Raw genomic sequence first — 25,215 nt, forward strand, 5'->3', positions numbered from 1 at the left:
CATGTGCTATGTTTTTAATGATCCCCACAACGGTTAAGGCACAACAAACAGCTAATTTCACCAATGGGATCTTCAAAGAACCAACAACGGAAATTAAAGCAGAAAAAGAGTTACCCTTATCAGAAAGGTCGTTCGTGAGTTCCAATTCCCTACTCGATCTTCCTAAAACTAATCCCGGAGCAGCCTTTCTGGCCTCGGCCATCATTCCCGGTGCCGGACAAGCTGCCAATAAGAAATGGGTCAGAGCAGGTGTTTATTTTACCGTTGAGGTCGTTGGCTTGATCTACCATTTGAACCGGAACGCCAGAGCCAGGGATCAGGAACGGGCCTATGAGCAATTCACCCATCAAAACTGGAGTGTGGTCGCCTATGCGGAATGGCTGGTCAATTATTCACAGATCCATGGACTCGATAATAACTGGCAATCGTTAGAGGCACAGCTCCCTGGAAACACCCCAAACTGGAGTGATACCAGAGAAGACTGGGATCAGGTTCCTCTTAACGTACTGCATAATGTGGAAGCCTCCACTCCCTTTATTTTTAAAGACCGCGTGGGTAGTAATTTTTCCCACCTATTGCCGGCATACGGCTCTCAGCAATATTACGAATTGATCAGTAAATACTATCAGTTTCAGCCCGGCTGGCGCGATTGGTATGATCAGGTAACAACTTCACCCACCCAGACCGTTGACATGTACCGTTATTTCTGGAATGGAACCGATGAACCTTTCTCGCTCTTTTATGAGGGAAGGGATCGCGCAGCAGAATTTAATGAGAACTATCGCGTTGCAGGGAACATACTGAAACTGATCGTGGTAAATCATGTGGTGTCGGCATTCGATGCCTTTTTCACTGTTCAGTTAACAAACAGCCGTATTGAAACGAACACCAACTTGTTACGGCTTGAACAATTTTCAGTAACCTGGCACTTTTAACCTGCCAATAGTTCCCGTATTTTATGGACATGCTAAAAACTATTCTCACAAATAAGTACTTCTATATCAGCATCTTTGGTTTGGTTCTGTTTGTAGCGGCCTCAATATTCATAGCCGATAAATGGATCCTTCCCTCTTACACAAATTACAATGAAGGGATCACAGTACCTGATGTTACCAAAGTTTCTCTCGAAGAAGCTGAGACATTGTTAACGGACTATGGACTTCGCTTTGAAGTGGCTGAACGCCGTGCGAATGCCGCTTACCCAGCCGATTATGTGATCGATCAGAATCCGGAAGCCTCTATCATTGTGAAGCCAAACCGCAAGATCTATCTTACCGTAAATACAGAAGTAAAACCACAGGTTCAGGTTCCAAAAGTAGTCGACTTCTCACTCCGCAACGCTGAGATACAGTTGCAGAACTACGGACTTAAAGTTGGAAGCCGGACCTACGAATCTAACCGGTTCAAGAATGTGGTATTGAGGCAATCTGTCCCGGCCGGGGCCACGGTTGAAAAAGGGACAGTTGTGGATCTCGTGATCAGTGATGGCCTGGGCGACCGCATGGTTACCTTGCCTGAAATAGTGGGATTAAGTCTTTCTGAAGCACAAGTTAAATTAAGAGAAGCCGGTTTAAATGTGGGGGAAGTTCAATTCAGGCCAACCCGTGATGTCCTCCCAAACACTGTACTCGATTTTAGCCCTAAGCAGGAACAACTCAGGGAAGGTGAAACCCTGGACCTTACCATTTCAGAACGATTTGAAGTGGAAGAAGAAAGTGAAGGCGGAGCCGTCATTATCGATTCTACCGGAACGTCCTCAAGCACACCACCAGATTCTTTAAATAATCCATCTAATCCAAATAACTAAGTTAAATGAACTTCGAACTACCGATCCTTGCACCCTCTATCCTTGCAGCAGACTTTACTAAACTGGGCGAAAATATTCAGGATGCATTGAAAGGTGGAACCTCATGGATCCATTGTGATATTATGGACGGGCATTTTGTGCCCAACATCAGCTATGGACCCGGTATTGTGAAGGCGGCAAAGAAAGCAGCGCCTGAAGCATTTTTTGATGTTCATTTGATGATCGAGAATCCGGATCAATACGTCGAAAATTTTGTGGAAGCCGGAGCTGACCTTATCTCTGTTCACTACGAAACTTGCCCCCACCTCCACCGGTCCATTCAGAATATCAAGAAATATGGCTTGATGGCCGGAGTGGTCATTAATCCTGCCACGCCTGTCAGCTCTATTGAACCTATTCTTGCAGATGTTGACCTGGTATTGATCATGAGCGTAAATCCGGGCTTTGGCGGGCAAAGCTTTATTGAGTCGAGCTACAAACGACTTTCGGAACTGGCGGCCCTCAGAGACAGTAAAGATCTTGGTTTTCTTATTCAGGTAGATGGCGGAGTGAATCTTAAAAATATTGAAAAAGTAGCCAAAGCCGGTGCCGATATCCTTGTGGCAGGCAGTAGTGTGTTCAGTGCAGAAGATATCACCGCCCGTGTGCAGGAGTTAACTGAAAAAATTCAATAATAAACGGCCAAATCATCACATTTCGATATCATTCCGGCCATCTCATTTCTTCTGTTAAATCCTTATCTTATGGTTTCTCCAATAATTTAATTTTGAAGCCATAAAAGACGACAGAACTCTTATCGATAAAGTCATAGAATTACAGGGAGCCGACCCCATGGCTCTGTTTGGATTGCACGACCACAATCTCATTGCCTTAGATAAAGCATTCCCGGAAACCAAGTTCAATGCACGCGGCAATCGCTTGAAATTAACCGGACCTGCTGAAGAAGTTGAAACAGCAACTCAGGTTATTGAAGGCATGCTGGAACTCCTGGACCGCAAAAGTAAAGTTGCTGAAGGTGATGTAAACACACTGGTCAACCTGAAATCCGGAGAAAGCACAGCAAACCGACCTGAATACAGAGACCTTGATGATACGGGCGATACGATCATTCACACGCATAACGGTGAAGCTATTTCCGCTAAAACACCGGGACAGCGACAGATCGTGGAGTCGACTTCTAAAAATGATATTGTATTCGCCATTGGACCTGCCGGTACCGGAAAGACATACACATCTGTGGCACTGGCTGTCCGGGCTTTGAAGAACCGAAAGGTACGGAAGATCATCCTTGCACGGCCTGCTGTAGAAGCCGGTGAAAACCTTGGTTTCCTTCCGGGTGACCTGAAAGAAAAGATCGATCCCTACCTTCGGCCTTTATATGATGCCCTTGAGGACATGATCGATCGGGATCGTTTGGATCTAAATCTCACCAAAAATGTGATCGAGATCGCTCCGCTGGCCTACATGAGAGGAAGAACCCTGAACAATGCTTTTGTGATCCTGGATGAGGCACAGAATGCCACCAATACACAAATGAAGATGTTCCTGACCCGTATCGGGTTTAACAGCCGGGCTATTATCACGGGTGATATCACTCAAACGGATCTTCCCCGTCGTCAGCATTCCGGTCTGATCTCAATTCAGAAGATCCTGCAGGACATTGATGGCATCGATTTTGTGTACCTGGGAGAAGAAGATGTGGTACGCCATAAGCTCGTGCGGGATATCATCAAAGCGTATGAGAAATTTGAGGACAAGGACAAGAAGAAGGATAAATAACCGACTTTTCCAACAAACCTCACCAAAAGAAATTTAGTTTAGTTGATATGAAAACCTACGCGACCCCCCTTTATGAGGGGACATTTTCCGTCGGACTTGATAAGAAATTTGTAAGGATCGATCGGGATGATCCTCCGGCAAAAGGAGCTCTCAAGTTATCTCTGAATCCATTTTTAATTCACACCCCTGAAAGAAACTACCTGTTTGATTGTGGCATTGGGGAGTTCGGGGAAGATACCGGTCCCGAAATAGTTCGGCAGAATCTTGAGGCGCTTGGCCTTACAGAATTTGATATCACGGACATCTTTGTGAGTCACCTTCATTATGACCACATAGGCGGATTGGCTCATCGTGAAAATGGGTATTGGGAACTGACCTTTCCCGAAGCAAAGATCTGGGTTTCAGAAAAAGGCTGGAAGAAAGTGACAGAGAAAGAAGAGTATTATGATGAAGAAAAGACAGAGTTCATCTCCTTCCTGGATGCCAAAGCAGACCTGCATTTTCTGAAGGAAGAAGATCAGCCCTACCCGGAGATCAAAGTCAGAAAGATCGGCGGGCATACTGAATTTCATCAGGTACTGCTTTTTGATGACGGCGAGCACAAATACCTTCAGGCCGGTGATGTGATCGGAACCAAGGGTGCCGTAAACCGAAAGTATGCGGCCAAATATGATTTTGAGCCCAAAGTGAGTCAACAGCGCCGGGAAGAACTCACCAAACTGGCCCTGGATGAAGGTTTTGTGATAATGTCTTATCATGAAGACAAGCATCCAATGTATAAACTGACGTCTTTTGATGATAAGACCGGATATTCCACCGAAAACATCGAGCTCAATGAGTCTGCCTGAACATATTACTGAAATCAAGGAACACCTTACCGAAGTAGGGCTTCCGGCCAAGATCGATGCCGCTGTTATTCTTGGCTCAGGCCTGGGAAGTTTTGGGGATCATATCGAAGACCCGGTTGTCATCCCCTATGGTGATATTCCCTCCTTTCCGGTCTCAACGGTTGAAGGGCATTCAGGTTCGCTGATCTTCGGAACTATTGAAGGCCGAACGGTACTGGCGTTTTCGGGAAGATTCCATCACTACGAAGGGCATACGTTTGCCAAAACCGTCCTTCCGGTGCAGCTTTCCAAAGCTTTTGAAGTGGATAAACTTATCATTTCCAATGCAGCCGGTGGCATCAATTTACGCTTCAAGGTTGGGGATCTTATGATCATTGACAGTATCATCAAGCAATTCTTTATGATCTCTGAACCGGCCGACCACAACTGGCGGTATGACCTGGAACAAAGTGCTGCCCGGGTCAAAGAGATCGCTACCGGACTGGGCATAGACACACAGATGGGAACCTACCTGTTTGCCAAAGGACCCAGTTATGAATCCAAAGCTGAGATAAGGGCATTCAGGTACATGGGTGGAGACGCCGTTGGCATGAGTACCGCGCCGGAGCTGGCCGAAGCCGGCAAGCTTGGCGTCAAAGCTGCAGCCATATCACTTATTACCAATGCCGCAGCGGGCGTTGTGAACCAAAAACTGGATCACGATGAGGTCAAAGAAGCCGCCGACCAAAAGAAAGAAGTATTCGCTTCGCTTGTGAAAGGATTGATCCGGGATTTTTAGGAGTGTAGGACCAAACATTTCGAGATTTAGTGGCAGGCTACCATACTAGTCGTAATGTGTCCACATCCTAATTACTTTTACGACTTTCTTTTTCTCGTAGACTTGATACACTAAGCGATGCTGGATATTAATTCTCCGTGAATAAGCCCCTTCCAAATTACCAACCAATTTTTCATAGGGAGGATATTCCTCAAAAGGATTTTCTTCAATGATCTCCAGCAGATCTTCGATCTTTGATCTTAAGCCTGATGAAGCTGCTTTCTTGGCATCCTTTTTTGCTTGTTTGGTATAAACAAGTTTATAAGTACTCACCAGTCAAGTTCTTCATCGGTTTCTTCAAGAGGCGTATTCATTCCTTCAACAATAGACTCTTGCATTCCAGGAATAGAAGTCAGGTAAAGTGTTTCCTGAATCGACCGCCAATCATCTTCGCTGATCAAAACGGCATTCGAGCGTTTTCCCGTAATTTGAATTGGCTCGTGAGTATCAGATGCTTCATCGAGCAAACGATAGATATCTTTTCGTGCCTGGGTGGCTGTTAGTGTTTTCATGAGTCTATAACTTTGTTCAATTAACTCTTTGATAAACGTACGCCATTCCGTACATATTATCAAGTCTTTTAGGTGAGATGATAGAACGCCCCAGCGTTTAATGGACTGTGCCAAAAAATAATATGATATTTATTATACCGAATACCAGTAAAGTATAGCCCAAACCCGAAAAAACTACAGCCATCAAATACGTAGGGCTATTTCTGTCATACCCCTCTCCTTTTAGCTTATAAAACTGGAAAAGAAGAATTGCTGAGATAGATACAAACAAAATCCCAATAAACAAGTTGATGTACTGATTCATCTATTTGTACATAAAAAATGTGGGATGTTACCCGAAAAGTTAGGCCTCTAAGATGTTCGTAAAACATCCGAATTCACAGAATGAAGGAAGGTGCAAAAAATTCGTATCAAAAGACAAACCCATTGCTTGGGCAGTTAGGGAAGAGCAAGATGACAGGGTATCGGGAATATTCAGTATTGTATTCCCGATACCATCATCTGTATAAAATATCTCGCGTTGAGTGGGTGTTCTAAAGCGGCAGGTTGTCGTGCTTTTTCTTAGGCACAGAATCCACTTTGTTTTCACACACTTCAAGCTGTTTGATCAGCTTGTCGCGGGTTTCGGATGGCAGAATGACATCGTCAATGAAACCACGTCCGGCTGCAAGGTATGGATGCGCAAAGTTTTCACTGTACTGATCTTCCAGTTCCTTTTGCTTGGCTTCCGGGTCATCAGCATTGGCGATCTCTTTACGGAATATGATCTCAACGGCTCCCTTGGTTCCCATTACAGCGATCTCGGCAGTTGGCCAGGCCACGTTGTAATCGGCCCGGATATGTTTGGAGTTCATCACGTCATAAGCACCACCGTAAGCCTTACGGGTGATCACCGTCATTTTAGGCACCGTGGCCTCACAGAATGCATATAACAGCTTAGCACCATGCTTGATGATACCGTTCCACTCCTGATCGGTTCCCGGCAAGAAGCCCGGCACGTCCTCAAATACAACCAGCGGAATATTGAATGCATCACAAAAACGCACAAAACGAGCCCCTTTCAGAGAGGCATCGATATCGAGAACACCGGCCAGAGAAAGCGGCTGATTGGCTACCACCCCAACACTGCGTCCACCCAGGCGGGCAAAACCTACCACGATGTTATCAGCATAATCTTTGTGCACCTCATAAAATGACCCTTTATCCATAATCCCATTGATCACATCATGGATATCATAGGGTTTATTTGGATTCAACGGCACCAGTTCATCAAGGGCTTTCGCTTTGGATGAATCCGGATCTTTGGATTCGATCATAGGCACTTTTTCCTCACAATTCTGAGGCACATACTTCATGAGCTCACGAATGTCGTTAATACACACGGCATCGTTGGGACTTGAAAAGTGAGACACACCTGATTTGGTGCTGTGCGTGGACGCTCCACCCAGTTCCTCTGAGGTCACTTCTTCGTGTGTCACGGTTTTCACCACATTTGGTCCGGTTACAAACATGTAACTGGTATTTTCTACCATGAAGATAAAATCGGTTAAAGCGGGACTATACACCGCTCCGCCTGCGCAAGGACCCATCACCGCAGATATTTGAGGCACCACACCCGATGCCATACTATTTCTCCAGAACACTTCGGCATAGCCCCCCAATGAGGAAACGCCTTCCTGAATTCTTGCACCGCCTGAATCATTCAAACCAATGATCGGAACACCGTTTTTAAGTGCCAGATCCATGATCTTACAGATCTTTTCGGCATGGGTCTCTGAAAGTGAACCTCCAAAAACCGTAAAATCCTGACTGAACACATAGACCGGCTTGCCATGGATCTTACCCATTCCGGTCACAACACCATCACCCAAAAACTGTTGCTTGTCGAGCCCAAATGCTGAGCTGCGGTGAGTTACAAACTTGTCGATCTCTTCGAATGAACCTTTGTCAACCAACAGGTCGATACGCTCGCGGGCTGTGAGCTTTCCCTTATCATGTTGTTTTTTGATCCGGGCTTCACCTCCACCCTTTAATGCTTCTTCTCTTAATTTCTGGAGTCGTTCTACTTTTGGGTTGGATGCCATAAATATTTAATTATTGATTTTTGAATTCGTCAAAATAGGATTGAAGTTTATCTGTAAAATCTACCACCGGATCTGAAAGCATTTCCACATTATATTTTCTGAATACTTCTTCCTGAAGAAAATCACTTGCTTCATTCCAGCTTTCAAGCTCCTGAATGGAACTGAGGGCGTCGTGATATTTTTTCTTTTTCCCCCCAAATACTTTCTTTATGAATAGCTTTTCCTGACCGATCATATAATCCGATAACTCGGGAATGGACTCATCAGAACCATCATCAGAGGATTCTTCAAAGAGCGTATCCTCATCGATCAGCAGTTCTTCCTCTGCTTCATTTTTTCCCCCACCCATCAATACGTCCATTTGGTCAGGTCTCAGGAATTGTCTCCACATCGGTTCATCACCGTCACCGGCTTCAGCTTCATCATTTTCATCGATCAGTTCGTCCTCATCATCTGAAACTTCAGATCCTGAGGTATCTTCTTCCTCTTCTATTTCCGGATCTTCACTTTCATTTTCTACAGGCTCGGGTAACTCTTCAGGGGCATCTATAAGATCATTGAGGGAGTCTTCCTCGCCTTCTTCATATTCGTCATCGTCCTCCCCCTCTTCCCTGGATAGATTTTTGAAAGAATGAGCGGCCTGATCAAGAACGGTTACCAGATTCTTACGGAATTTTTGGATCTCATCGGATGATTTTCCTTCCTTGATGGATTTCGAGATCTTTTCAGCATCCGGAGTTTCCTCGAATTCCTCGAATATAGATTTATCAGATTGTTCGGTCTTAAATAGTTCGTTAAAGGATTCCTGATCGGTCAGTTGCCGGTCATCACTGGTATAATCCCCGAAAAAGCTGTCCAGCAATCGTTGCTCTTTTTCGTCGATCTGCTCCATCTCTTCTTCGTCGGGCTGATCGAATCGGTTTTTTTGGGCGATCAGTTCTTCCCGGAATTGATCCCGGAATTTCTCCTGCAACTTGACGTCCAGCAGATCGGGATAGGATAGGATCTCAGTAAAACGCTCTTTGGTAATCTCTTCATCCAGTTCGTTAAATGCCTTTGCCGTCAGGTACAGCCCTTTGTCTTCAAAAAACAGCTGTATCAGCTTGGCATCGATCTGACCGCCAAACAGCGTGAACAATAACTCCAATACCTGTGCCCACTCTTTGGCCGTGTAGGAGGCCACCAGATTGGCATCCAGGTTATGAATGAGCAGTTTACAACGTTTCTTTTCCAGGGTTTGCAAACCGCGTTTTTGCATGTACAACGGGATCGCACGACCAAAGTGTTTGTAGATCGTCAGCTTTTCTGTGCGGTCAATCAATTCCCTGAATGAAAGTTCATCATCGCCTTTGTAGATGTAGTCGGCCATGTGGTGACGCGGTTCCAGATATACCTTAACAATATCCGTGATCACCTCTCCGGTCAGCTTGTAAAGCTTATCCTTCGGGATCCTTGAGTTTGCAAACAGGGCATGCCGCAGATCATTGAAAGCATCTTCCACCAGGATCTCTTCCGTATCAACCCAATCAGATTCTTTCAGTTCGTATTCTTTTTTGATCTTTTCATTGATCTCGATACGAATTCTTTCAACAATAAAAGATGGGAAACCCGCAGCCAACAGGTCTTTGAGCACATAATAGGGTTTATCGGCTTTCACCGCCCCCATCAGTTTATCAATAATATGTTCTACCGATTCGTGCATATCCCAAAATATAACTTAAAACTGAAAATAAAGCCTACCGAGTCGCAATACAATTAAGGATTTAGTAAATAGGCCTTTGTTATAAAACTTTAAAAAACGGCTGAATATTCTTCTTAATGATAATCTTACTACCTTTGAGGCATGATATCAGTCAGCGTCGAAAACCTTTCAAAGAATTTTAACACCAATACCATCTTTCAGAGCCTCAGTTTTGAGCATACTCTTGGTGTATTTGGTATTGCCGGAGATAATGGAAGCGGCAAATCAACCTTAATGAAATGCCTGGCCTATTTGCTTCGCCCAAACTCGGGTAACATAGAGTGGATGGCATCGGGTAACTTACTCGATCAAAAGGAAGTCAAATCCTATCTGGGATATGCAGCTCCGTATATAAATCTGTACGCTGAACTCACCGTGGCTGAAAATCTTCGCTTTTTAAAGGAAGCCCGGGGTAAAGTGGCTGAACCTGAAGCACTTAACCATTTGTTACAACGATGTCAGATCACTCATCTCAAAGATCAGCTCTTTGGGAATCTCTCAACCGGACAACAACAGCGGGCCAAACTTGCTGCCGCTCTCGTCAACGATCCAAAGATCCTGATGCTGGATGAACCCGGCTCAAATCTCGATAAAGATGGTCACGCTTTGGTATCAGGTATTATTGAAACAGAATCGGAAAAAGGCACTCTTATTTTCCTTGCATCCAACGACCCGAATGAGATCTCTCTTTGTGATGATGTTTTGAGGATCGATGAAGCGGGGTAGTGATAAAGTGATGAGGCGGTTTTTAAAACTTATTGTAATTAAAAATTACATGCTTACCCTATTACTTCGCTTTTCAGATCTGTACCTTTAATCCGAATAATTCTAAAAAATTAAATTTAAACGGACGTACGCATGATTTCAGAACAAGACCAGAAACTGGCTCAACTCATTTTAGAACATAGCACGGAAGTACAAAAAGGCCACAATGTGATGGTTCAGTTGATCGGATTGAATGGCATCGATCTACTCCGGGCACTGGTTGAGCAGATCGGAGCCAAGGATGCAAACCCTTTCATCAAGATCGAGGATGCTGAAACACAGCGTATCCTGATAGAAAACGGTGACGAAGCATTCTGGAAGAATCAGGCACAGGTTGATCAGCTGCCCCTGATGAAGCAGATGGATGCGTTTGTAGGTATCCGGGCCTCGCAGAATATTTACGAAAATTCCCTGGCATCCAAAGAAGCCAACAAAGCCTATTCAGAACATTTCCTGAAACCGGTACATTTTGACGAAAGGGTCAATAATACCAATTGGTGCATTATGAGATACCCATCTCCTGCTTTTGCCATGAACGCCAAAATGCCTACCCGTAAGTTTGCTGAGTTTTACTACGACGCCTGCCTCGTCGATTATTCCGCCCTTGAGGAAGCCATGAAACCGCTGGAAAAGCGACTCAGAGCAACAGATGAAATTCACCTGAAAGGCGATGGTACCGATATCAAGTTTTCTGTAAAAGGACAGAACTGGGTGCCATGCTTTGGCAAGAGAAACATCCCGGATGGTGAACTGTTCACCTCTCCCATTCTTGACTCCGTAAATGGGGTGATAAGTTATGCCCCGTCGGTTTATCAGGGCAAGCCTTTTGAATTTGTGAAACTGGAGGTCAAAGACGGAGTGGTAGTCGATTATGACTCATCCAATAACGAGGCCCTCAAAGATATCCTGGATACAGATGAAGGTGCCCGACGTTTCGGTGAATTCAGTTTCGGACTAAACCCCGTGATCGAAAGCCCGATGTACGATATTCTCTTCGATGAAAAGATCTACGGGTCAAACCATCTTACTCTGGGTAAGGATTATGAGATCGCCCCTAACGGAAACACAAGTAACATTCACTGGGATCTGGTTTGTATTGGCCCGGATGTGTACCTGGATGGAGAACTGGTTCGAAAGGGACGCAAATTTGTAACCGATGAGCTTAAAGGGCTGAATCCTGAAAACCTGCTTTGATCAAGGTTCATGGATATCAATAACCTTTGGAAAGTGCATGGCTATATAAGAGTAATTTAATGCCAAAAAGCCGTGCACTTTCTTAATTTCAGGTTGAACCTATTTTAGTCTGAAACTTTAAAGATCGATGCCAAATTTTTTCATTTCTGTGATCATTTTGGTGGCCCTGGCCATCATCGCTTTTTTTATCTGGAAGAAGTTCGCCTTTCAAAAGCATGTGGACGATAACAGCAACGAAACAAAACGATTTGTGAGAAATAAACAGGTCGTAAAGGATCTGGAGCTCAATCAACAGGATCTCGAGATCTTATTTCATATTTCAGACGGCTGTTCCAATCAGGAGATCGCCAACAAAACCTCCATGTCCGTAAATACAGTTAACAGCAAGGTTCGGGATCTTTTCTCAAAGCTTGATGTCAATCGCAGAAGTGTTGCCATCAAAAAAGCTCGGGCTCTGAAACTCATTCCCTGAGGCTCCTTTATCATAAGTACATATAAATCTGTTATATTAGCCCGGCTAAGATAAAAGCGTACAATTAATTGATCAGCACATGACGTATTCATTTTTTGACCTGCTCCAGCTAATTGGTGCACTGTGTATCTTTATCTATGGAATGAAGGTGTTCAGTGACGGACTTCAGAAGGTAGCCGGGAATAAACTCCGCGCCATCCTGAAGGGTATGACCACCACTCGGTTCAGAGGCATTCTCACAGGATTCACGACTACCACTATCACGCAGTCCTCTTCTACCACCACGGTTATGGTCGTGAGTTTCGTAAATGCCGGACTCATCACATTCATTGAATCCACCGGTGTGATCATGGGAGCTAATATCGGAACCACCGTGACGGCCTGGATGGTTTCCATTTTTGGTTTCAAGATGCAGATCACTCCTATTGCCATTATGCTGATCGGTATCTTCTTTCCCTTTATGTTCTTTGGGCGGGAGAAACTCAAAAACCTGGCTGAGGCCATGATAGGTTTTGGTATCCTCTTCATTGGACTCGATTTTATAAAGAACGGAGTACCCAACATTCAGGAAAACCCGGAAATGTTCATGTTTCTGGATCAGTTTACAGAATTTGGATTCCTATCGATCTTGCTGTTTGTTTTGGCAGGAACTTTGTTAACGCTCGTTACCCAATCCTCATCTGCTTCAACTGCAATCACCCTGGTCATGTTATTCCAGGGATGGATCGATTTTCCTATTGCTGCAGCTATGATATTGGGTGAAAATATCGGAACCACGGTTACCGCAAACATCGCGGCCATTGTTGGAAATGTGTATGCCAAACGAGCCGCACGATTTCACTTCGTATTCAACGTGTTTGGGGTCATATGGATGCTCATCTTGCTGAATCCTTTCCTCAATATGATCGATCAGGTCATGAGTTACTTTTCACCGGAAGTGGGCTCTCTTTTCAATATTACCGATGAAGCCGGCAGAAGTAATGCAACACTGGGGTTATCTCTTTTTCACTCTGCGTTCAATGTGCTCAATGTGATCCTCATGGTTGGCTTTGTTCCCCGTATCGTGAAGTTTGTGGAGAAATACCAAAAAGATAAATCCAAGACAGATCATGAGTATCGGCTCAAATATATCTCTTCCGGTATGATGTCATCTCCCGAGCTGTCGATGACACAGGCACACAAGGAAATTGAGATGTTTGCCCGGCTGGTGGATAAAATGCATTACAGTATGGAAGGACTTTTATTTAACAAACAAAACAGGCGAGATCACTTTCTGAAGAAGATCAAAAAACGGGAAGAGATCACAGATAATCTGGAGCTTGAGATCGCGGAATATTTGACAAAAATATCCAGTTATAACCTCACTGAAGATGCAACCAGACGTATTCGCGGCATGCATAGTATGATCAACGACCTGGAGCGTGTGGGAGACATTTATTACCAGATGTCAAAAACATTTGAGCGCATGGAAAATGAGGGAACTCACCTTCCTGAAGAGGCCATGGAGAAGCTCAAGAGCCTGCTTGATCTTATTCATGAGGCTATCCGTCATGTTCGTCAGGACCTGGAACTGGATAACGATGAAGCGGATCTGAGTGTCGCCATGGAGATCGAAAACCGGATCAACAAATGTCGTGACGGCTTACTTGAGTACTACTATGGTCAATTAGAAAAGAAAACCTATTCCAATCAGGTTGGGTTTGTATTTCTTGATTACGTGAACCGATTGGAAAAGATCGGTGACCATATCTTTAACGTAAATGAGGCCATAGCCGGTGTCAAAGTTAAAGCAGCTTACGAAAAAGTAGTGGAAGCTAACGAATGATATTCTATCTCAGGATAAATTAAGTGCATAAAAAAAGGCGGATATTAGATCCGCCTTTCTTATATCTGGAGTTTTATAACTGACCGATTCAGAATTTTGGACCGGCGTTAATGATCTCTTTGCTGCTGTCAGCCTTATACTGATCGAAGTTCTTATCGAATAGCTGACCCAGTTTTTTAGCCTGGGCATCGTACTTCTCATCATCGCCCCAGGTGTTACGAGGCTGAAGGATCTCAGAAGAAACTTCAGGGCAGGCTGTCGGGATATCAAAACCAAAGACATTGTCTTTAACCGTTTCAACACCATCCAGCTTGCCATCATGAATAGCCTGAATAATGGCTCTTGTGCTCTTCAGGTCGATGCGTGACCCCTTACCATAAGGACCACCGGTAAGTCCTGTATTGACCAACCAGGCTTTGGCATTATGCTTACGCATTTTCTCTGCCAGCATCTCAGCATATTTAGCCGGTGGCCAGGCCAGAAATGCGGCTCCGAAGCATGCTGAAAATGTGGCTTCAGGCTCGGTAACACCTACCTCGGTTCCTGCAACTTTCGCAGTGTAACCACTGATAAAGTGATACATTGCCTGTTCCGGACTGAGTTTACTGACCGGAGGAAGCACACCAAATGCATCGTAGGTCAGGAAGATGATATTCTTCGGATGCCCCGCAACACATGGGATCTTGGCATTATCAATGTATTCAATCGGGTAGGAAGCTCTTGTATTCTGAGTGATGGACACATCCTTGAAATCCACTTTTCGTGTTTCAGGGTCATACCCAACGTTTTCGAGGACCGTTCCATATTTTATGGCATTGAAGATCTCGGGCTCTTTCTCTTCCGTGAGATCTATGGTCTTGGCATAACAACCGCCTTCAATATTAAACACCCCATCATCACTCCAGCAATGTTCATCATCGCCGATCAGTTTACGATTCTTATCTGCAGATAAGGTCGTTTTACCGGTCCCTGACAAGCCAAAGAACAGAGCGACATCATCGTCTTTATCTCCTTCATTGGCTGAACAGTGCATGGAAAGTACATCTTTTTTCGGCATCAGATAATGCATGACGGTGAAGATCCCTTTCTTCATTTCACCGGCATATTCCGTTCCGAGTATCACCATTTCATTGGTCTCGAAATTTACATCAACCGACGCATCTGACGTCATGCCTTCCGTAAATTTGTTAGCGGGAAATTTACCTGCGTTATAGATCACAAAATCCGGATCCCCAAAATTTTCCAGCTCTTCTTTGGTAGGACGGATCAGCATATTATGCATAAACAAACCATGATATGGTCGCTCAGCTATGATCCTGACCTTAAGACGATAATTCTCGTCCCATCCTGCGAAACCATCAATGACGTATAAACGATCAAGAGTATTCAGGTAATCAGTTGCGCGCTGATAGTTGATCTTGAACGTCCGTTCATCCAGCGGGATGTTGATCTTTCCCCACCAGATATCATCCTTAATTCCTTCTGACTCTACCACCCTTTTGTCGGCCGGACTTCGTCCCGTTCTTTTACCGGAGCGTACGACCAATGCCCCGGAATCGCTGATAGCTGAACCGGAATCGAATTTTATGGCATCCTCATAAAAACGTGCAGGATTCGGATTCCTGATTATATTTTCTACTGTGATGTTTTGTTTGGATAGATCCAAAGTTTGCTGTCCCATTGTATTGAGAGTTATGTGTTCATTGAATGAGTAAGTGAGTGCCTCTATATAACCTAACTAAATGAAGGATATATAAACTGAATAAATATTTTTCAGAATAATTAACTCAAGCTGTTACCTTAATACATAACTGAAGTCATTTTTAAACAATTCATACGATCATGAAAAGAGTAACGGGCATAGGCGGAATTTTCTTCAAAAGTAGAGATCCGGAACGCAGCCGGAACTGGTACAGAAAGCATTTGGGCATTGAGAACGGTAAATATGGCGGCACTTTTGAATGGCGACATGCAAAGGATCCAGACAAAAAAGGATTTACTGCCTGGAGTATCTTTGATGAACACACGACTTACACCGAACCGAGCACCAAAGAATTTATGGTCAATTATCGGGTAGATGACCTGGAAGCATTATTGAAGGAACTCAGGAAGGAAGGCGTTGAAGTGGTCGGCGAGATCGAAGACCTTGAGTACGGTAAATTCGGGTGGATCCTGGATCCGGATGGTGTCAAGATCGAACTGTGGGAACCCAACGATGAGGAATACAATAAGATCAAAGGTGAAACGAATATGAGTGAGTGAACCACTTAAATATAAAACCCTCAGTTTCATTATTTATTCACAAATTTTCCTCTTTTTAAATACATAAGTAAAAGGGAAAGGAGGTATTGTGAATACATTTAGAAAAGGCTGCCTCACTTCATTTAAAAAAGGAATGCTTTGGGGATTTTTGATCCTGGGGCTTATCCTTTCCACTTTAGTGATCATAAATTATCAAAAACCAAACCGTTCTGTTCACCTGGATAATCTAAGCTTTACGGAGCTGGACCGATTGCAGGAGATCGATCATTTAAGAGCTTCTGTAGGTGAACTCATCTGGCCCGGCTTTAGTGATCAGGTCATCCCGGTTATTCTGTATAATGAAGCCTATGTTTTTTTAAGCGGAATTAATAATCCCGAAGCCGGCTGGAAAACGGTGCCTTTTGATAAACCAATGGGTGGTGCCTGGACTTACATTAATTCTACACCACCGCACTTCAGACAACCGATCATCTCTTCAGAACAAATTCCGGAGGCATTTACGGTTAAAGTAGGAGACACTTATGCCGCCAGTATGACCACCAAAGAGTGGACTGAAATTCAGCTCACACAAATGATCAAGAATGATCTCCCTCCATTTTTTAAACCTGTATTTCCTTATTTTTTGATCACCGACAAACTTGATAGCGACTGGCATATATCTGCCATTATGCATGAGTCCTTTCATGCTTTTCAGGCCGAACAGGCTCCGGAAAGAGTGTACTCAGCCGAAGCCTCAAACACCTTTGAAAGATCCTATCCATGGAAAGATCCGGATCTCAGGGAAACCTGGCTGAATGAACGATTACTTTTGGGAAGGATCCTGAAAACAACTGAGGATCAAATCTTCCGAAAACTCACAAAAGAGTGGTTGGTACTAAGAGAAAGCCGAAGAAATAGCTTTAGCACTTCCAAATTTACTGATTACGAACGGGAACGTGAATGGCTGGAGGGTCTTGCCAAATACGCTGAGATCCAATCGTTAATGCTGGCTTCAAATTCAGACATATATGAACCACTATCCGCTATGAAAGACGATGGAGACTTCTCTTATTACAAAAATGGATCAAAGAACCATAACCGGGAGATCAAACAGCTTCAAAGTGATTTCCGGTTCAGCGATACCATTTTTTACTACACAGGTTGGGCTCAGTCTGAGATCCTTGACCGGTTGGTTCCCGGGTGGAAATCACAAGCCTTTGAACCCGGTGTCTATCTTGATGATATGATCAGGCTGGCATTAGAACCAGAGCCATTTGTTGAAACCTTGAATTGACTGCTTTCTTAAGCTGATATTTCCTTGATCGTCTCTTCAAACGCAGTAAGGGTATTACTGATGTCATCAGAGGTCAAAGCATTACTCAGAAAGAAAGCCTCAAATGGTGATGGAGGTAAATGTACTCCCCGGTTCAGCATTCCGTGGAAGATCTTACCAAACAACTCTTTATCGGTACGGTTGGCATCATCAAAGGTCTCAACCGGACCTTCACAATAGAATACACCCACCATAGAGCCCACTCGGTTTATGCTATGGGGAATATCGTGATCACTGAGGATCTGTCCGATCCCATTTGCCAGAACCGAAGCCTTTTTCTCAAGCTCCTCATACACCTGTGGATTATCCTTCAGCTTTTTGAGCAGCGTATATCCTGCTGCCATCGCCAGGGGATTTCCTGATAACGTTCCCGCCTGATACACCGGACCGGTCGGCGCTACATAATCCATGATCTCTTCTTTACCACCATAGGCTCCTACCGGCAATCCTGCCCCGATGATCTTACCATACGTCACCATATCGGCAGTTACTCCGAATACTTTTTGTGCACCCTGAAAATCAACCCGAAAACCGGTCATCACTTCATCCAGGATCAGTACGATACCTTCCTTATCACATAGTTCCCGGAGACCTTCCAGGAAACCTTCCTTAGGAGGAATACATCCCATGTTTCCGGCAACAGGTTCCAGAATGATAGCCGCGATATCATCCCCATTGGCTTCCACCAGTTTCTTGACAGAATCCAGGTCGTTGTACCTGGCATTGAGCGTATCCTTGGCAGTTCCCTCAGTGACTCCCGGACTGCTGGGTTCTCCCATGGTCAAAGCACCGCTTCCGGCTTCGATCAGGAATGAATCGCCATGACCATGATAATTTCCCTTGAACTTGATGATCTTATTCTTACCTGTGTAACCCCGGGCTACACGAATGGCACTCATGGTTGCTTCAGTTCCTGAATTCACCATACGCACCTTATCGACTCCCGGAACTGAACTTGTGATCAGTTCGGCCATTTCCACTTCAAGTCGGGTTGGTGCCCCAAAAGAGGTAGAATTTGCAGCGGTTTCCTGAACGGCCTTGACCACATCCGGTTCCGCATGACCCAACAACATAGGACCCCAGGAACTGATGTAGTCGATGTACTTATTTCCATCTTCATCCCACAAATAAGCCCCATTGGCTTTCTTGATGAAGATGGGCGTTCCACCTACACTGTTAAAGGCCCGAACCGGAGAATTCACTCCACCGGGAATGACTTTTGATGCTCGTTCGTAAAGGTCTTTACTGTTTTGGGTATTCATATCCTTATTTTCTCAATTATTATAATTCCTTAAATTCAAATTCTGATCTCCATCACCATAGGGGCAATTCATGAATTGCCCCTATGGTGATGGAATTAAGAGATACGATGCATCGTGTCTCTATGGCCTGCCGGAATATTCAATATTTAATCTGTTGGTTCCCCACGCTCTGCGTTGGAATCAGCAACGGGCGAATGCGATTCGCCACTACGGTATTGTCCCTCATTCCCAACCATCCCGATCAAATCGGGAGAATGCCACTCCGGACCACCCGGACCACCTGATAGCGATTTAATTTACAAAGTCTTTAAAAGCCTTGCCGCTTGCTTGGCAAAATAGGTGGCGATCAGATCGGCGCCGGCTCGTTTGAAAGCCAATAGTGATTCCATCATGACTTCTTCCTCATTTAGCCAGCCTTTTTCAGCTGCTGCCTTGATCATCGCATATTCGCCGGACACATTATATACCGAAACCGGGATATTGAAATTCTGCTTCACGGCACGGACCACATCCAGATATGGCAAGCCAGGCTTAACCATCACGATATCAGCTCCTTCATTAATATCGAGCTCTACTTCACGCAGGGCTTCATCAATATTGGCCGGATCCATTTGATAGGTTTTTTTATCACCAAATCCCGGGGCGGAATCCAGTGCATCCCGGAACGGTCCATAAAAAGCAGATGCGTATTTGGCACTGTAGGCCATAATTCCGGTGGTCATAAATCCTGCTTCATCCAGAGCCTTCCTCATCTCACCAATACGTCCGTCCATCATATCGGATGGAGCCACCATATCGGCACCGGCTTTGGCGTGACTTACCGCCATCTCTGCCAATACCTCCACTGAGGGATCATTCACGATCTCACCATCTTCCACGATGCCATCGTGACCATATGAGGAATATGGATCCATTGCCACATCGGTCATCACAAACAGGTCCGGATACTGCTTCTTAATGAACCGAACCGATTCCTGCATCAACCCTTTTTCGTTGACGGCCTCGGTACCTTTATTGTCCTTTTTGGAATCCGGCACTTTCACAAATAATAACACCGACCGTATTCCCACGTCGATCAACTCTTCCAGCTCATCGCCCAAATGATCCAGTGAATACCGGTAATATCCGGGCATGCTCGAGATCTCTTCTTTTTGATCTTCTCCTTCCATGATGAAGATCGGTGCGATGAAATCAGATGGATGCAATCGGTTTTCCAGCACCATCTCTCGAATAGCAGATGTCTGACGATTTCGGCGTAAACGGGTTGTAGGGTATTTCATATGGTCAAAATTTAACTGTCAATTTTGAAAACCAGTAGGGCACAAAATCTTTTGTCCCTACAGGTTTTAATAATTAATCCAATCGATCGGTTTCAGGTGTTCCAATAATTCCGCTTCCGGACTGCCTTGTTCAGGGTGATGATCATACACCCACCGCACCTGTGGCGGAAGACTCATCAATATGGATTCGATCCGCCCTTTCGTCTTAAGTCCGAATAATGTACCGCGATCGTGTATCAAATTAAATTCTACGTATCGGCCGCGGCGGATTTCTTGCCACTCCCGGTGCTTATCATTGTACTCAATATCCTTCCGCTTCTTCAAAATGGGAATGTAGGCATCGGTAAATGCATATCCACAGGCCCTGGCAAATTCAAACAGGTCATCCGCAGAGCGGTGCTCGTCCGGCCGCTGATAATCAAAGAATAAACCACCAATTCCACGCGCCTCTTCCCGGTGATGATTATAGAAATAGGCATCACACTCCGCTTTAAAATTCGGGTAATATTTCGGGTTGAACCGATCGCAAACATCCTTATGAACCTCATGGAAATGTTTGGCATCTTCAGAGAATAGATAATACGGAGTCATATCCGCTCCACCGCCAAACCACTGATCTTTCAGTTCTCCGGACTCCTTTTCATACAATTCAAAATAACGGTAGTTCGCATGAACCGTAGGAGCAAATGGATTCCGGGGATGGATCACCAGTGAGACACCCGTGGCAAAAAATTCAGACTCGGGCACTTCAAATTTGTGTTGCATGGCCTCAGGCAAAGGTCCGCCCACCGTTGACACATTCACTCCACCCTTCTCGATAACATCACCGCCAGCAATAATGCGGGTACTGCCACCTCCAAACCCATCCCGTTCCCAATTTTCTATCAGGAATTCTTGGGCACCTTCCACTGCCTCCAGTTCATCACAGATGTGTTGTTGAACATCAGAGACAAATTGTGTGAATTGTGGTTTTATGGATCTGAAATTTCTATTTGTCATATCAAATTTATTATTCACCGTAGGGGCAATTCATGAATTACCCCTACGGTGAATGAATTATGGTCTTACCGATCGAATTCGATTCGCCCCTACAATAGCACTCGCGCTTTATGCTCGTTCCCAACCACCCGGTTTGGAACGCATTGGCGGACCACCCGGTCCGCATGGTTTCAATATCTAAAATTCTTTACGGTATCAACGAAAGCCTTGGCATTCTCGACCGGTACATTAGGCAAAATACCATGACCCAAATTGGCAATGTAATTCCCTTTACCAAACCGCTGCAACATTTCCGTTGCTTCCGCTTCGATCTGCGCCGGCTCCATCAATAATTTGGAGGGATCAAAATTTCCCTGCACCACTTTATCGCCGGCAAACTGCCTGGCGTATTCCGGAGTGCATCCCCAGCCAATGCCAAAACCTGAAACGTTTGTGGTACCAAATAGTGGATAGCTCCATTCTGCATCCTTGCAAAACATGATCAGTGGTACACCGTAATCCTCATTCGCAATACGCTTCAAATGTGGTAATGCAAATTTCTTGAAATCATCCGGACCAAGTGCGGCAGCCCACGATTCGAACACCTGAAGAGCCTGTGCCCCTGCTTTCACCTGATGATGTAAATACTCAATGGTCTGGTCTGTCATCACTTCCAGCAGTTTCTGAGCTGCTTCAGGCTGGGAGAACAAAAATGACTTGGCTGTTGAAAACGTTTTGGAGCCTTGCCCTTCCACCAGATAACAGAACAACGTCCACGGAGCACCGGCAAATCCGATCAGTGGCACGCGCCCATCCAGTTCCTTTCGTGTTAGAGTCAGAGCATCGTACACGTAACTGAGCTGTTCCTCAGCCGGGGTGATATTCAGGTTACTGACCTGTTCTACAGTTCGGATCGGATCAGGCAAATAAGGACCAAAACCCGGTTTCAGCTGAACTTCCACACCCAGGCATTCGATCAGCACCAGGATATCCGAAAATAATATAGCCGCATCGGTTCCAACAATGTCAATGGGTTGAATGGTGATCTCGGATGCCAGCTCAGGGGTTTTGACCCGCTCAAAAAAGCTATACTTCTTCTTGATCTCCATATACTCAGGCAGGTAACGGCCGGCCTGACGCATCATCCACACCGGTGGACGTTCGGTTTCTTTGCCTTCCAGTGTGTCTAGTAGTAATCTGTTTTTTAATTCGGGAAATGACATTGATCAATATTAATTAAAAAAATTTGTAGTCAGGGGTATTTACCTCAACCTTCGTAGGGGTAATTCATGAATTACCCCTACGAAGGTTGTAGAATTGGGAAATAGATTCCATAAGCGATTCCAGTGTAAAATATTCCGGAGTGATGCTGTTCTTCATTCCAAATTCTCTGGCTGACTCTTCTGTGGTAGGGCCAATGCAAAAAACCTGCTGATCCTCAGAAACCGAATTTAGTTCACTGAAAGATTCCACCGCACTTGGACTCATAAAAACGACTGCGTCAAAATCATTCAGGTCATCCATCTTGTGGTGGGTCAAAACGGTATGATAAACTTCAATATTGACCACTTCAACCGATTCACCCAACAGTTTACCTAGATCAGCTGCCTTCAGGTTTCCACAAAAATGGACCACTTTTTTGAAATCCAACTTCTTCATCATTTCTGCAAGAGCCAAGGCATTATACTCTTCCGGAAAAGAGACCTCCAGTCCCAGTTCTTCCAGTTTTTCAGCGGTTTTAGCCCCTACTGCAAATATATGATCCGGGATCTTGAGCTCCGGAATTTTAGGGGAAAAGGCCTTCACCGCTTTTTTACTCGTGAATATCCAGGCGTCTGCTTTATCCGGCAGTTTATCCATCCATAAAGCCGGCATCAGATATTCGAAAGTGATAAAGGGCTCGCTTTCGATCAGCAACTCATCATTTTCGAGGAATATACGTTTTTGTTCTGAAAGCTGGGTTGTAAATAAGATGCGGGGCTTCTTACTCATTTTCAGGATGCTCCAGCAATTTTTCTGCTCCTTCCTGTTTCAGTATCAACGCCCACTCTCTTCCAAGCTCTGCATGTGCATCACCCAAAGAAACTGACCGTTCGATATCCAGTCTCTCACGTCCATCCAGCGATAATACGGCTCCCTTAAAACATAATAGGTTTTTTTTAACCTCTGCATGGGCGCCCACCGGACTCGAGCATCCGGCTTCCAATTCGTTCAAAAAGGCTCGCTCTATAGCTCCACATAAATGGGTTTCCCGGTGATCGATCTTCTCTAAAACAGACTCAAATTCACTGCCCTCTTTACAAACAATGCCTACAATTCCCTGAGATGGTGCCGGGATCATCCATTCCAGTACTTCAGATATCCGGTCATCATAACCGATTCGCTCCAAACCGGCCGATGCAAATACAGCTCCGTGCCATTCGTTGGAATCCACTTTCCTTAATCGTGTAGGCACATTTCCACGGAGCCCTACCACTTCATCATTCGGAAATCGGTTCAACCAAAACGCTTTTCTGCGAATACTTCCGGTTGCAATAATTTTCTTTTCGGTTTTTTGGGGTTGAACCGGTTGGACCAACACGTCCATCGGATTACCGCGTTCAAGAACGGCCATGAGTTTCAACCCTTCCGGCAAAACTGTAGGGACATCTTTAAGTGAGTGAACCGCAAGATCGATGTCGCCATTAAGCAGGGCTTCATCCAGGGCTTTGGTGAAAACCCCTTTATCTCCCAGTTTATCGAGTGGAATATCCTGAACTTTATCTCCAAAAGATTCGATCTCAACAAGCTCTGATTCCACATTGTGCGAGCTTAGTTCTTCAGCCACTTTATGTGCCTGCCAGAGTGCAAGCGTACTTTTTCGGGTGCCGATCCTAAGCTTCATTCTGCACCTTCTCGAATTCCTTATCAATTCGGTCGATGTGAATAGCCATGATCTTTTTCTTGATGCGCCGGGTTACTTCTTCCATCTGATGATAAGATTCCTCATCCATTTTATGCTTCACCCTGTCTAATTCAGAATCCGTAATGTCACTCAGACGGTGTTCAATTTCCTTGATGCGGGGCAGCAAATAGCGGGAGCGCTTGACCCGGTTCATAAAATCACTTTTCTCTTCATCAATGATCTCACGGATTTTTGGAATGGAGCTTTCCCGCTTTTCGATCGCCTTCTGATTGGCTTCGTGAATGGAATCCATATCGATCAGGGTAACGTTATTCACGTTATTGACATCCGGATCCACATTTCGGGGAACACTCAGGTCCAATACCAGCTGATGGTGTTCTATTCCTTCAAAATGATGAGGATGCAGGATCGGGTTTTTGGCCCCGGTTGCGGTGATCACCAGATCAGCTTTTTTGATCTCTTCATCCAGATCTGAAAATGCATGGGCCTTGATATCAAAAGAAGAAGCCAGCTCCTTGGCCCGGTCTATGGTTCGGTTCACCACCGATATGTGTTCTGCACCATTTGAGATGAGATTCTTGGCTGATACCTTTCCCATTTTACCCGCTCCAACCAGCAGTATTCGAACCTGACTCAAATCCTTGAAATGCTCTAAGGCAAGTTGAGTAGCTGCAAACCCGACGGAGGCCGTACCTTTACCAAAATCGGTTTCAGTACGGCTCCGTTTGTGTGCTCGGAAAACGGATTGGATCAACTGATGAAATTCACCTGAAAGTCCTTTTTTCTTGGCTTGCTTGTAAGCCTGTTTCACCTGTTGAATGATCTGTACATCGCCCAATACCTGTGAATCCAGCCCGGTTCCCACCTCATACAAATGATCATAAGCATCATCCTGAACATGAATATATCCATGCTCTTTAAAGAACTTACGGTCCGTATTGGTGGATTTACACAGGGCGGAGATAAGAATATCGGGATCGCAAAAAGCGTATAGTTCGGTGCGGTTACAGGTATCCAGCATTAAGATACCCCCGGGAATATCCCTGGTATGAAAATCAAGGAGCTCCCTGCGATGATTGTCCAAATAAAATAATTCACGAATAGAAACCTCACTCTTCCAGTGAGATATACCTATTGCACTAAACCTCATAAATTACTTCTTAAAATTTTCCGGCACATGAGTCAGGAAAGTATCTCCCGAATATGAAGATTGTGTGAAGAAAATCTTCATATTCACAAAATAACTGTCTTTAAACCTGCTCAGACCCTGATTTTGTCTTCACATTTATGAACAAAACAAAATACTATTTTTGTTATTCAAAAGTGATCTCAAATCTTTATCGGCCGGATAAACTGTCGCATTATTATCGGA

Annotated in this window: 25 protein-coding genes; 13 read left to right on the forward strand and 12 right to left on the reverse strand. The window is 44.7% G+C overall.

Annotated features, from left to right (window positions below):
- Positions 1-8: 8 nt before the first annotated feature.
- From C3B73_RS09245 to C3B73_RS09270, 6 genes are all read left to right on the forward strand, one after another.
- A complete protein-coding gene (locus C3B73_RS09245) occupies positions 9-935 on the forward strand; it encodes a DUF5683 domain-containing protein (protein ID WP_103665314.1) in 927 nt (308 codons plus the stop codon).
- Between the two features lie 23 nt (positions 936-958).
- Positions 959-1,807, forward strand: a complete 849-nt coding sequence (locus C3B73_RS09250) for a PASTA domain-containing protein (protein ID WP_103665315.1) — start codon at positions 959-961, stop codon at positions 1,805-1,807.
- Between the two features lie 5 nt (positions 1,808-1,812).
- Complete coding sequence (gene rpe / locus C3B73_RS09255) at positions 1,813-2,481, forward strand: ribulose-phosphate 3-epimerase (RefSeq protein ID WP_103665316.1); 669 nt, start codon at positions 1,813-1,815, stop codon at positions 2,479-2,481.
- Positions 2,482-2,638: 157 nt separating this feature from the next.
- A complete protein-coding gene (locus C3B73_RS09260) occupies positions 2,639-3,586 on the forward strand; it encodes a PhoH family protein (protein ID WP_103665317.1) in 948 nt (315 codons plus the stop codon).
- Positions 3,587-3,633: 47 nt separating this feature from the next.
- A complete protein-coding gene (locus C3B73_RS09265; protein ID WP_103665318.1) occupies positions 3,634-4,434 on the forward strand; it encodes an MBL fold metallo-hydrolase in 801 nt (266 codons plus the stop codon).
- Entirely contained in the window at positions 4,421-5,212 is a 792-nt protein-coding gene (locus tag C3B73_RS09270; protein WP_103665319.1) for a purine-nucleoside phosphorylase, read from the forward strand. Before C3B73_RS09265 ends, C3B73_RS09270 begins: the two co-directional genes overlap by 14 nt.
- A gap of 45 nt (positions 5,213-5,257) precedes the next feature.
- Here C3B73_RS09270 and C3B73_RS09275 read toward each other — a convergent pair whose 3' ends face one another.
- From C3B73_RS09275 to C3B73_RS09290, 4 genes are all read right to left on the reverse strand, one after another.
- Positions 5,258-5,524 carry a Txe/YoeB family addiction module toxin gene (locus tag C3B73_RS09275; protein ID WP_103665320.1) on the reverse strand — a complete coding sequence of 89 codons (267 nt, stop codon included), beginning with the start codon at positions 5,522-5,524 and terminating at the stop codon, positions 5,258-5,260.
- Positions 5,521-5,763 carry a type II toxin-antitoxin system Phd/YefM family antitoxin gene (locus C3B73_RS09280; protein WP_103665321.1) on the reverse strand — a complete coding sequence of 81 codons (243 nt, stop codon included), beginning with the start codon at positions 5,761-5,763 and terminating at the stop codon, positions 5,521-5,523. Before C3B73_RS09280 ends, C3B73_RS09275 begins: the two co-directional genes overlap by 4 nt.
- A gap of 533 nt (positions 5,764-6,296) precedes the next feature.
- Positions 6,297-7,847 (reverse strand): acyl-CoA carboxylase subunit beta, encoded by a 1,551-nt coding sequence (locus C3B73_RS09285; protein WP_103665322.1) that lies wholly within the window; start codon positions 7,845-7,847, stop codon positions 6,297-6,299.
- A 10-nt stretch (positions 7,848-7,857) separates the two neighbouring features.
- A complete protein-coding gene (locus C3B73_RS09290; protein WP_157939466.1) occupies positions 7,858-9,549 on the reverse strand; it encodes a hypothetical protein in 1,692 nt (563 codons plus the stop codon).
- 141 nt (positions 9,550-9,690) lie between these two features.
- Here C3B73_RS09290 and C3B73_RS09295 point away from each other — a divergent pair, with 141 nt between their 5' ends.
- The 4 genes from C3B73_RS09295 (at position 9,691) to C3B73_RS09310 (ending at position 13,844) form a co-directional block, all read left to right on the forward strand.
- Complete coding sequence (locus C3B73_RS09295) at positions 9,691-10,314, forward strand: ABC transporter ATP-binding protein (protein WP_232803122.1); 624 nt, start codon at positions 9,691-9,693, stop codon at positions 10,312-10,314.
- 132 nt (positions 10,315-10,446) lie between these two features.
- Positions 10,447-11,547: an aminopeptidase gene (locus C3B73_RS09300; protein ID WP_103665324.1), complete on the forward strand. Its 1,101-nt coding sequence runs from the start codon at positions 10,447-10,449 to the stop codon at positions 11,545-11,547.
- A gap of 127 nt (positions 11,548-11,674) precedes the next feature.
- Positions 11,675-12,019, forward strand: a complete 345-nt coding sequence (locus C3B73_RS09305; protein ID WP_103665325.1) for a response regulator transcription factor — start codon at positions 11,675-11,677, stop codon at positions 12,017-12,019.
- A 79-nt stretch (positions 12,020-12,098) separates the two neighbouring features.
- The gene (locus C3B73_RS09310; RefSeq protein WP_103665326.1) at positions 12,099-13,844 is read left to right on the forward strand and encodes a Na/Pi cotransporter family protein; all 1,746 of its coding nucleotides are present in this window, start codon (positions 12,099-12,101) and stop codon (positions 13,842-13,844) included.
- A gap of 88 nt (positions 13,845-13,932) precedes the next feature.
- On the opposite strand, the gene pckA is transcribed toward C3B73_RS09310, so the two are convergent.
- Positions 13,933-15,525 carry a phosphoenolpyruvate carboxykinase (ATP) gene (gene pckA, locus C3B73_RS09315; protein ID WP_103665327.1) on the reverse strand — a complete coding sequence of 531 codons (1,593 nt, stop codon included), beginning with the start codon at positions 15,523-15,525 and terminating at the stop codon, positions 13,933-13,935.
- Between the two features lie 161 nt (positions 15,526-15,686).
- On the opposite strand from pckA, the gene C3B73_RS09320 reads away from it, so the two are divergent.
- Entirely contained in the window at positions 15,687-16,106 is a 420-nt protein-coding gene (locus C3B73_RS09320) for a VOC family protein (protein WP_103665328.1), read from the forward strand.
- 88 nt (positions 16,107-16,194) lie between these two features.
- A complete protein-coding gene (locus tag C3B73_RS09325; protein ID WP_157939467.1) occupies positions 16,195-17,379 on the forward strand; it encodes a hypothetical protein in 1,185 nt (394 codons plus the stop codon).
- Between the two features lie 8 nt (positions 17,380-17,387).
- Here C3B73_RS09325 and hemL read toward each other — a convergent pair whose 3' ends face one another.
- Positions 17,388-18,680 (reverse strand): glutamate-1-semialdehyde 2,1-aminomutase, encoded by a 1,293-nt coding sequence (gene hemL / locus C3B73_RS09330; protein ID WP_103665330.1) that lies wholly within the window; start codon positions 18,678-18,680, stop codon positions 17,388-17,390.
- A 70-nt stretch (positions 18,681-18,750) separates the two neighbouring features.
- On the opposite strand from hemL, the gene C3B73_RS13935 reads away from it, so the two are divergent.
- The gene (locus C3B73_RS13935) at positions 18,751-18,975 is read left to right on the forward strand and encodes a hypothetical protein (RefSeq protein ID WP_157939468.1); all 225 of its coding nucleotides are present in this window, start codon (positions 18,751-18,753) and stop codon (positions 18,973-18,975) included.
- A 1-nt stretch (position 18,976) separates the two neighbouring features.
- On the opposite strand, the gene hemB is transcribed toward C3B73_RS13935, so the two are convergent.
- The 6 genes from hemB to hemA form a co-directional block, all read right to left on the reverse strand.
- Complete coding sequence (gene hemB / locus C3B73_RS09335) at positions 18,977-19,960, reverse strand: porphobilinogen synthase (protein ID WP_103665331.1); 984 nt, start codon at positions 19,958-19,960, stop codon at positions 18,977-18,979.
- Between the two features lie 66 nt (positions 19,961-20,026).
- The gene (gene hemF / locus C3B73_RS09340; protein WP_103665332.1) at positions 20,027-20,959 is read right to left on the reverse strand and encodes an oxygen-dependent coproporphyrinogen oxidase; all 933 of its coding nucleotides are present in this window, start codon (positions 20,957-20,959) and stop codon (positions 20,027-20,029) included.
- A 170-nt stretch (positions 20,960-21,129) separates the two neighbouring features.
- A complete protein-coding gene (gene hemE, locus C3B73_RS09345) occupies positions 21,130-22,161 on the reverse strand; it encodes a uroporphyrinogen decarboxylase (RefSeq protein ID WP_103665333.1) in 1,032 nt (343 codons plus the stop codon).
- A 64-nt stretch (positions 22,162-22,225) separates the two neighbouring features.
- Positions 22,226-22,930, reverse strand: coding sequence for a uroporphyrinogen-III synthase (locus tag C3B73_RS09350; RefSeq protein WP_103665334.1), 705 nt, complete (start codon positions 22,928-22,930; stop codon positions 22,226-22,228).
- Complete coding sequence (gene hemC / locus C3B73_RS09355) at positions 22,923-23,822, reverse strand: hydroxymethylbilane synthase (RefSeq protein WP_103665335.1); 900 nt, start codon at positions 23,820-23,822, stop codon at positions 22,923-22,925. Before hemC ends, C3B73_RS09350 begins: the two co-directional genes overlap by 8 nt.
- A complete protein-coding gene (gene hemA / locus C3B73_RS09360; protein ID WP_103665336.1) occupies positions 23,812-24,993 on the reverse strand; it encodes a glutamyl-tRNA reductase in 1,182 nt (393 codons plus the stop codon). The genes hemC and hemA overlap by 11 nt, the downstream gene beginning before the upstream one ends.
- Positions 24,994-25,215: the final 222 nt, after the last annotated feature.

Source organism: Gracilimonas amylolytica, from assembly GCF_002911695.1.
In the GTDB taxonomy this organism is placed as follows: Bacteria; Bacteroidota; Rhodothermia; order Balneolales; family Balneolaceae; genus Gracilimonas; species Gracilimonas amylolytica.

Bases quoted from the DNA above. Each gene is read 5' to 3' on its own strand.
- hemA (WP_103665336.1), bottom strand. From the start codon at position 24,993: ATGAGGTTTAGTGCAATAGGTATATCTCACTGGAAGAGTGAGGTTTCT.
- C3B73_RS09290 (WP_157939466.1), bottom strand. From the start codon at position 9,549: ATGCACGAATCGGTAGAACATATTATTGATAAACTGATGGGGGCGGTG.
- C3B73_RS13935 (WP_157939468.1), top strand. From the start codon at position 18,751: ATGAATTGCCCCTATGGTGATGGAATTAAGAGATACGATGCATCGTGT.
- C3B73_RS09300 (WP_103665324.1), top strand. From the start codon at position 10,447: ATGATTTCAGAACAAGACCAGAAACTGGCTCAACTCATTTTAGAACAT.
- C3B73_RS09305 (WP_103665325.1), top strand. From the start codon at position 11,675: ATGCCAAATTTTTTCATTTCTGTGATCATTTTGGTGGCCCTGGCCATC.
- hemB (WP_103665331.1), bottom strand. From the start codon at position 19,960: ATGAAATACCCTACAACCCGTTTACGCCGAAATCGTCAGACATCTGCT.
- C3B73_RS09320 (WP_103665328.1), top strand. From the start codon at position 15,687: ATGAAAAGAGTAACGGGCATAGGCGGAATTTTCTTCAAAAGTAGAGAT.
- C3B73_RS09265 (WP_103665318.1), top strand. From the start codon at position 3,634: ATGAAAACCTACGCGACCCCCCTTTATGAGGGGACATTTTCCGTCGGA.
- pckA (WP_103665327.1), bottom strand. From the start codon at position 15,525: ATGGGACAGCAAACTTTGGATCTATCCAAACAAAACATCACAGTAGAA.
- hemF (WP_103665332.1), bottom strand. From the start codon at position 20,959: ATGACAAATAGAAATTTCAGATCCATAAAACCACAATTCACACAATTT.
- C3B73_RS09295 (WP_232803122.1), top strand. From the start codon at position 9,691: ATGATATCAGTCAGCGTCGAAAACCTTTCAAAGAATTTTAACACCAAT.
- C3B73_RS09250 (WP_103665315.1), top strand. From the start codon at position 959: ATGGACATGCTAAAAACTATTCTCACAAATAAGTACTTCTATATCAGC.
- C3B73_RS09310 (WP_103665326.1), top strand. From the start codon at position 12,099: ATGACGTATTCATTTTTTGACCTGCTCCAGCTAATTGGTGCACTGTGT.
- C3B73_RS09260 (WP_103665317.1), top strand. From the start codon at position 2,639: ATGGCTCTGTTTGGATTGCACGACCACAATCTCATTGCCTTAGATAAA.
- C3B73_RS09280 (WP_103665321.1), bottom strand. From the start codon at position 5,763: ATGAAAACACTAACAGCCACCCAGGCACGAAAAGATATCTATCGTTTG.
- rpe (WP_103665316.1), top strand. From the start codon at position 1,813: ATGAACTTCGAACTACCGATCCTTGCACCCTCTATCCTTGCAGCAGAC.
- C3B73_RS09285 (WP_103665322.1), bottom strand. From the start codon at position 7,847: ATGGCATCCAACCCAAAAGTAGAACGACTCCAGAAATTAAGAGAAGAA.
- C3B73_RS09270 (WP_103665319.1), top strand. From the start codon at position 4,421: ATGAGTCTGCCTGAACATATTACTGAAATCAAGGAACACCTTACCGAA.
- hemE (WP_103665333.1), bottom strand. From the start codon at position 22,161: ATGTCATTTCCCGAATTAAAAAACAGATTACTACTAGACACACTGGAA.
- hemC (WP_103665335.1), bottom strand. From the start codon at position 23,822: ATGAAGCTTAGGATCGGCACCCGAAAAAGTACGCTTGCACTCTGGCAG.
- hemL (WP_103665330.1), bottom strand. From the start codon at position 18,680: ATGAATACCCAAAACAGTAAAGACCTTTACGAACGAGCATCAAAAGTC.
- C3B73_RS09245 (WP_103665314.1), top strand. From the start codon at position 9: ATGTTTTTAATGATCCCCACAACGGTTAAGGCACAACAAACAGCTAAT.
- C3B73_RS09350 (WP_103665334.1), bottom strand. From the start codon at position 22,930: ATGAGTAAGAAGCCCCGCATCTTATTTACAACCCAGCTTTCAGAACAA.